This window comes from Commensalibacter sp. B14384M2 (assembly GCF_016101865.1).
Taxonomy (GTDB): domain Bacteria; phylum Pseudomonadota; class Alphaproteobacteria; order Acetobacterales; family Acetobacteraceae; genus Commensalibacter; species Commensalibacter melissae.
Genome location: NZ_JACFPS010000005.1, coordinates 51692 through 57750 on the forward strand (window position 1 = coordinate 51692; position 6059 = coordinate 57750).

The window sequence follows — 6059 nt, forward strand, 5'->3', positions numbered from 1 at the left end:
TCTAGCCCTAGCTCAAATTCATGCAGAAATGTTTAATCCGTAAGCAGGCTTCCTTAAGCAACTCTGTATTTGTCGCATAGGAAATACGGAAATATCCAGCCATCATAAAAGCTGCTCCATGAACTGTGGCTACACCCTCTTCTTCCAGTAAGGCCGTTACGAAATCCTGATCACTATTAATTTTTGTCCCCTTACTGGTTGTTTTACCCAAACAATTTTTCATTGAAACAAACAGGTAAAAGGCCCCCATGGGTTTTAAACAGGATAGACCCGGTGCGCCATTTAGGTTATCCAAAACCAGATTTCGCCTTTTTTGATAAGTAGCCACCATATCGGCAACTGAATCCTGTGAACCAGTCAAAGCCTCAACAGTTGCCGCCTGACTAATGGAACAGGGATTGGTTGTGGACTGTCCCTGCAACTTTATCATTGCCTTGACAAATTCTACAGGGGCGGCAGCATATCCAATACGCCATCCCGTCATCGAATAGGCTTTTGAAACACCGTTCATTGTAATTGTGCGTTCTTTAAGGCGTGGTTCAACCTGGACTACTGTTGGAGCAACCACCCCATCGTAAACCAGCTTGGAATAAATATCATCCGTCAAAACCCATACATTTGGATATTGCATCAAGACATCACATAAAGCCTGCAATTCTTCTTTACTATATACAGCACCTGTGGGATTACAAGGGGAATTCAAAATCAGCCATTTCGTTTTAGACGTAATTGCTGCACTCAGTTGTTCGGGCTGCAACTTGAAACCTGCATGCTCCTCCTTACAAGGAATGATAACTGGTGTTCCACCAGCCAATGTTACAATATCGGGATAAGAAACCCAACAAGGTGAAGGGATAATGACCTCATCTCCTGGATTAAGACTGGCCATCATCGCATTGAATATAACCTGTTTTCCACCACTGGACACCATGATTTCTTCAGATTGGTAGTCAATATTATAATCGGCTTTCAAACGTTGGGCAACTGCCTGGCGGACAGCTGGGGTCCCTCCAACATCTGTATATTTTGTCTGTCCGGACTGAATGGCTGCTATACCTGCATTTTTAATATTGATCGGCGTATCAAAGTCAGGTTCACCAGCCGAAAGGCTGATCACATCCTGACCCTTACTTTTCATGGCACGCGCCTTTGCACTAATCACCAGCGTCTGACTAGGCTGTATTTTTTTCAATCGAGCAGATAGAATATCCATTATTACCATTCCAGTTACGTAAACAATTCATTCATATAAAGCTTATCATTATATAAAATATTTATAAAAAACTTTATATAATATAGATCATGTTTTAATTAATTATAATAATTTTATTTTTTATAAGACCATTTAACTTTTAAACGATCATTGAATTTAATTTTTCTCTTTTGAAAAATCTATATCAAATAAACTCATTTAAATAAATTTATTAAAACAAGAAAGATTATAAAACCAATGGAAATGGCTATTCTTAAATATCATGTTCTAGATTTCATAAAAAAAAATCAAGCAAAACCGATTCCAGCAAAAATATATCCCGGATTGAAAAATATAACGCAAATTACTGAAAATTTTAAAAATAACCTGGCTAACCAAACAATATTAAAAGAGCTCTGCCAATATTGCCTTACTTTTAAAAATTATATGTTGGCTGAAGCGTTAATAAATTTTCTTATAGAGATAGATTCAAACAATAAGGACTACTATTTTTTTAAGGCAACTATCCTTTTCTTGAAAAAAGATATAAACGCTTCTTTAGAAAAACTGGAAAAATATCTTAATTTCATTTGTTCTTCTGACCTCTTGACAAGGGATATCATGTCCGAATTGGAAAAAGGTGAAATTACCAATTATTATATGTTTTTTTTACCCAATATCTTACAAAGATATAAATTGCCAATTCCAACCTCCGAATTTAACCTTTATCTTTTTCCTTATTCAATGCACGGCGCAAATCAAACAATTCAACAGCGTTATGCAATTTATCTGGGCTATTATTGTGACAGACTTCAAGAACATTTTAGAGATCTGTTAAAAGGGTTGCTGGACGAGGAATATGAATTAAATGGAGATACAACCTGGTATCATCTAAATGCAGGAAAATTGCAGTGGCTTCTCCATAATAGACCCTTGGCAGATTATCACTTTCAAAAATCCAAAGAACTGGCTCCTGAAACTTCCGTTTATTTCGACAATGAAGATAGTGGTGTATATAGTTGGTTAACAGAAAAGAGATACCAAAATTTTGAACAGGCTGATAAACATGATGATCCATTTCATCTGGAAAAATGGCAATGGTCATATGCTGATCTAAAAGGTCAACAGGCCGATTTACTATTCATTCTGGGTTGTGATTCCCGGTATTTAAAATATTTACCCAAATTTCTCTTTACTCTTGTAAAAGCACATAAAAGGATAGATTTTCAAAGTAAAATCGTTCTTGCTCTTGCATTGGAAAATCCATCATCTCAACAAAAAGAATTTCTAAAGGAGATCTCTGAATTTATTCATAACACCATTCCTAATATGCATATTACCTATGGTTATGGTTCCTCACTTTATCGGGATGCAGCCTATTTTACCTGTTTACGTTTTCTTTTTGCGGAAAAACTTTATCAACGTTATCCTACAAAAACCTTTATTCTTGATATTGATCTCACCGTTACAGAGGATTTTTTCAGTAAAAAATTCCCTTTATTTGGCAATTATGATTTTGGTTTGAGACTTTTTGCTTTTGATAAAAATGGTGATCAGCTCGTGGGGGCACCTTGGTGTTTGGGAGCCGGAATTACATATCTAAACCATTCAGAAATCACCCCTAAAATTCTTCATTTTATCGGACATTATATAAAATGGGCTTATGATCCCCATAATTTTACCAATTGGTGTATTGATCAATGTGCTTTGTCACAAGCTGTCGAGCAATTTATACGCCCTGCCTGGAAAAATTTGGTAATAAGAGATATCGATCAAGAGAATTTATTTGATCTATCCAATTATTTTAAATCAAAAAACGATTTTTATTATCAATCCCCCTACATCAGTGAAAATAATTTTAAGGAACAAATTCAATTATTATTGCATTAATTATATAAATCTTCAAAATAATGCATGAGTGCTGTTTGTAAATCCGGGAGAATAAAATGACACTAGAATTTTCATTATCTCAAAATCAGACCAAATCTTTTACACTAACCAGCGCAGCTCATAACATTGAATTAGGCAATTGGGAGATTAACAATCACCAGCTTGGTATTGAAAATGTTTTATTTTCTATTCAGCAAATCTGTCTGCATGGAGGAAAACAGGAAGGTTCCAGACTGATCATAATTAAATGTCCTGATGGATTGACCATCACCCTGAGCCCAACACGAGGAATGAATGTGATTGAAGCAACAGCTCCTGGCATTCGCCTGGGTTGGGATTCACCTGTAAAGGAGATAGTCAACCCCACTTTCATAAATCTTCAAAGTCGCAATGGCACCGGATGGTTAGAGGGTTTTAACGAAATGATGGTTCGTTGTGGTTATGAATGGTCTGGGCATCCTTTTACTGATACCAATGGTGAGCTTTATAGCCTTCATGGAAAAGCAGCAAATACACCAGCATCTGAAGTTATTGTTGAGATCGATACTCTATTCCCATACGAAATCAAGATAAAAGGCTTAATTAAAGAAAGCACTTTCAAAAAAACCGATTTACGTGTTCTAACAGAGCTATCCTATATTCCTGGCTCCCACAGTTTTACCCTTCATGATCGCTTAACCAATCATGCCGATTACTCGCATCCCTATCAAATTATTTACCATAGCAATTTCGGTAAACCTCTATTAGAAAAAGATGCAAAATTTATCGCCCCTGTTAAAGAAATAAGTCCTTTTAACAACTATGCTCAAAATGGGCTAGATAATTGGCAAACTTATCGTGAACCTACCAAAGATTTTGATGAAATGGTATTTAATATCATTCCCTATACCAAAAAAGATGGAAGCACCATGGCCGCGTTGCATAATAAAAGCGAAAATAAAGGAGTTTCCATAGAATTCAATACTAAGCAACTTCCCTTTCTAACTTTATGGAAGAACACAGATACCGAAAAACAGGGATACGTCACAGGCATAGAACCAGGAACCAATTTTGCCTATCCTATGACAATTGAACGTGAACAAGGTAGACTTAAAAAACTTCATGCCGGAAAAACAGTTGAATTTAAATTGAGATATAACGCCTTACTTGATCGGCAAGCTGTTGAAATCATGAAAAAGGAAATTACCAATATTCAGGGCAATCAAGAAACCCAAATCAAACAAAAACCAGTCGCACAAGAATAACAGAATTAAAATAAGGGATTAATTAACATATCCCTTGTTCAATCAATCCTTATCCAATATTTGATATATGGATTAAAAAGTTCCTGGATTATAGTTTTTGGTAATACTATCGCAATAAGAGCCTGTTTTAACATACAAAATAACACCATATAAAGTCGATTGAATATAACAGCCAGAAAAAATATCTTTAGCATCTTTTGGAAAATCTGGAGAGGCCTTGCCAATAACATTTTTATGCATGTAATACTCCCCATTTAATAAGCCATTTACATACCAAGGGTTTGACAATCCAACAAAATCAAAAATTTTCCTTGTTAATGGATGTGTTTTCATAATGGTTTGTTGAGAAGAAAACCTCAAATCATCGCGGATAAATGTAATCCCCTCCACTTTCTTATTACCAAAATGATAAATAGATTGTAAAATTTCCTGTACTATTAATGCATTTTTCTGATGATCTATTCTTTTCAGGTTACATAATGCTGATGACAAAAGTAAAGATGTCCATAAATAACAAATTGGAACCAAAAGCATTATTTTTGAAGGACAACCAGCCTTTTGAACATACAGAAATATAAAAATGAAAAAGGCTGATATACCCATCATTTCACGTGTATTACCACTGGGTATATTTAATATAATATTTGAACTCGTTATGGCAACCAGCAATAAAGGAAAACACAGGCATAAAACACAAATTCTTTTATAATTTTTCTTTAAAAAATCTGTTATCACTGTATATAAAAAAAATACAGATAAAATAATCAAAGATACTATTATATAGTTTTCCTGAATATACAATAAAAACAGTAATAGATATATTTTGATATTCTCAATAAGATGAATGAATATATGTTCATTTAAAACAATAATCTTTCCTAATGGACCATAATCGTTGGTAATCAAAAAATTTACAACGCATATTTTATAAATGAGAAATGTAGTTAATATATTGCATAATCTTAGAAATAGTTCCCTGAACAATCCGGAAAATGCTACCTGATCACTATCATTCAATAGTTTTACAGCCAATAGTCCAATAACTAATGTCAAAGCACATTGATAAAAACAATATAAAGAAAATATTAGGCATGAACGAATTATATAATCAATACACACATTTTGATTATTTTCTTTAAATACAAATAGGCATGCCAATGCAACACTGCATGTCATGATTATACAATCATATTTATATGATAAATTTTGTAAAAAAAATGGATTGCATAAAAGAAAAATAAATATAGTTAATTTTAATAAATAATTCTCTGATCGAATTATTTTATCTGTTGTATAAAGAAAAATTAAATTCAAAGCTAAGAAAGCAATAATAAATGAAAAAGGATAAGGGTCAGGAACTATTGCACTTCCGTTTAATAAACGAATCAACCAAACAGAAAACGGTCTTACATTAAGGAACCATACAAAAAGGTCACCATTAGATGCCCGATACATATCATCAACAAAATCATAAGGAGACAATAAAAAAGGAATAGAATAAATAAAAGTAATAATAGACGTTAATAAAACATAATGTTTTTTATGAATGGTTATAGACATCAGTTTAATATTATTTTTTAAATTACATATGTTGAAATTATTTTAATGTTAAAATATTAATCTTGATCTGAAAACAAGCCAATCTAATTTAATTATTCTATAAAAAATTTTTATATTTATTAAGTTATGATATTTATTAGGTTTTTTTACGTTATATGAGAGGTGGGCATGCG

General features: G+C 33.2%; 4 protein-coding genes. 2 read left to right on the forward strand and 2 right to left on the reverse strand.

From position 1 onward, the window contains the following. Positions 1 to 7: 7 nt before the first annotated feature. Complete coding sequence (locus H3R33_RS08620) at positions 8 to 1213, reverse strand: pyridoxal phosphate-dependent aminotransferase (RefSeq protein ID WP_198185446.1); 1206 nt, start codon at positions 1211 to 1213, stop codon at positions 8 to 10. Positions 1214 to 1456: 243 nt separating this feature from the next. Between H3R33_RS08620 and H3R33_RS08625 the strand changes: the two genes are divergently transcribed. Together H3R33_RS08625 and H3R33_RS08630 are read left to right on the forward strand one after the other, a co-directional pair. Continuing rightward, positions 1457 to 3082 carry a hypothetical protein gene (locus H3R33_RS08625; RefSeq protein WP_198185447.1) on the forward strand — a complete coding sequence of 542 codons (1626 nt, stop codon included), beginning with the start codon at positions 1457 to 1459 and terminating at the stop codon, positions 3080 to 3082. 56 nt (positions 3083 to 3138) lie between these two features. Beyond that, complete coding sequence (locus tag H3R33_RS08630) at positions 3139 to 4326, forward strand: aldose 1-epimerase family protein (RefSeq protein WP_198185448.1); 1188 nt, start codon at positions 3139 to 3141, stop codon at positions 4324 to 4326. Positions 4327 to 4398: 72 nt separating this feature from the next. Here H3R33_RS08630 and H3R33_RS09175 read toward each other — a convergent pair whose 3' ends face one another. After that, positions 4399 to 5886, reverse strand: coding sequence for a glucosyltransferase domain-containing protein (locus H3R33_RS09175; protein WP_198185449.1), 1488 nt, complete (start codon positions 5884 to 5886; stop codon positions 4399 to 4401). Positions 5887 to 6059 lie beyond the last annotated feature (173 nt).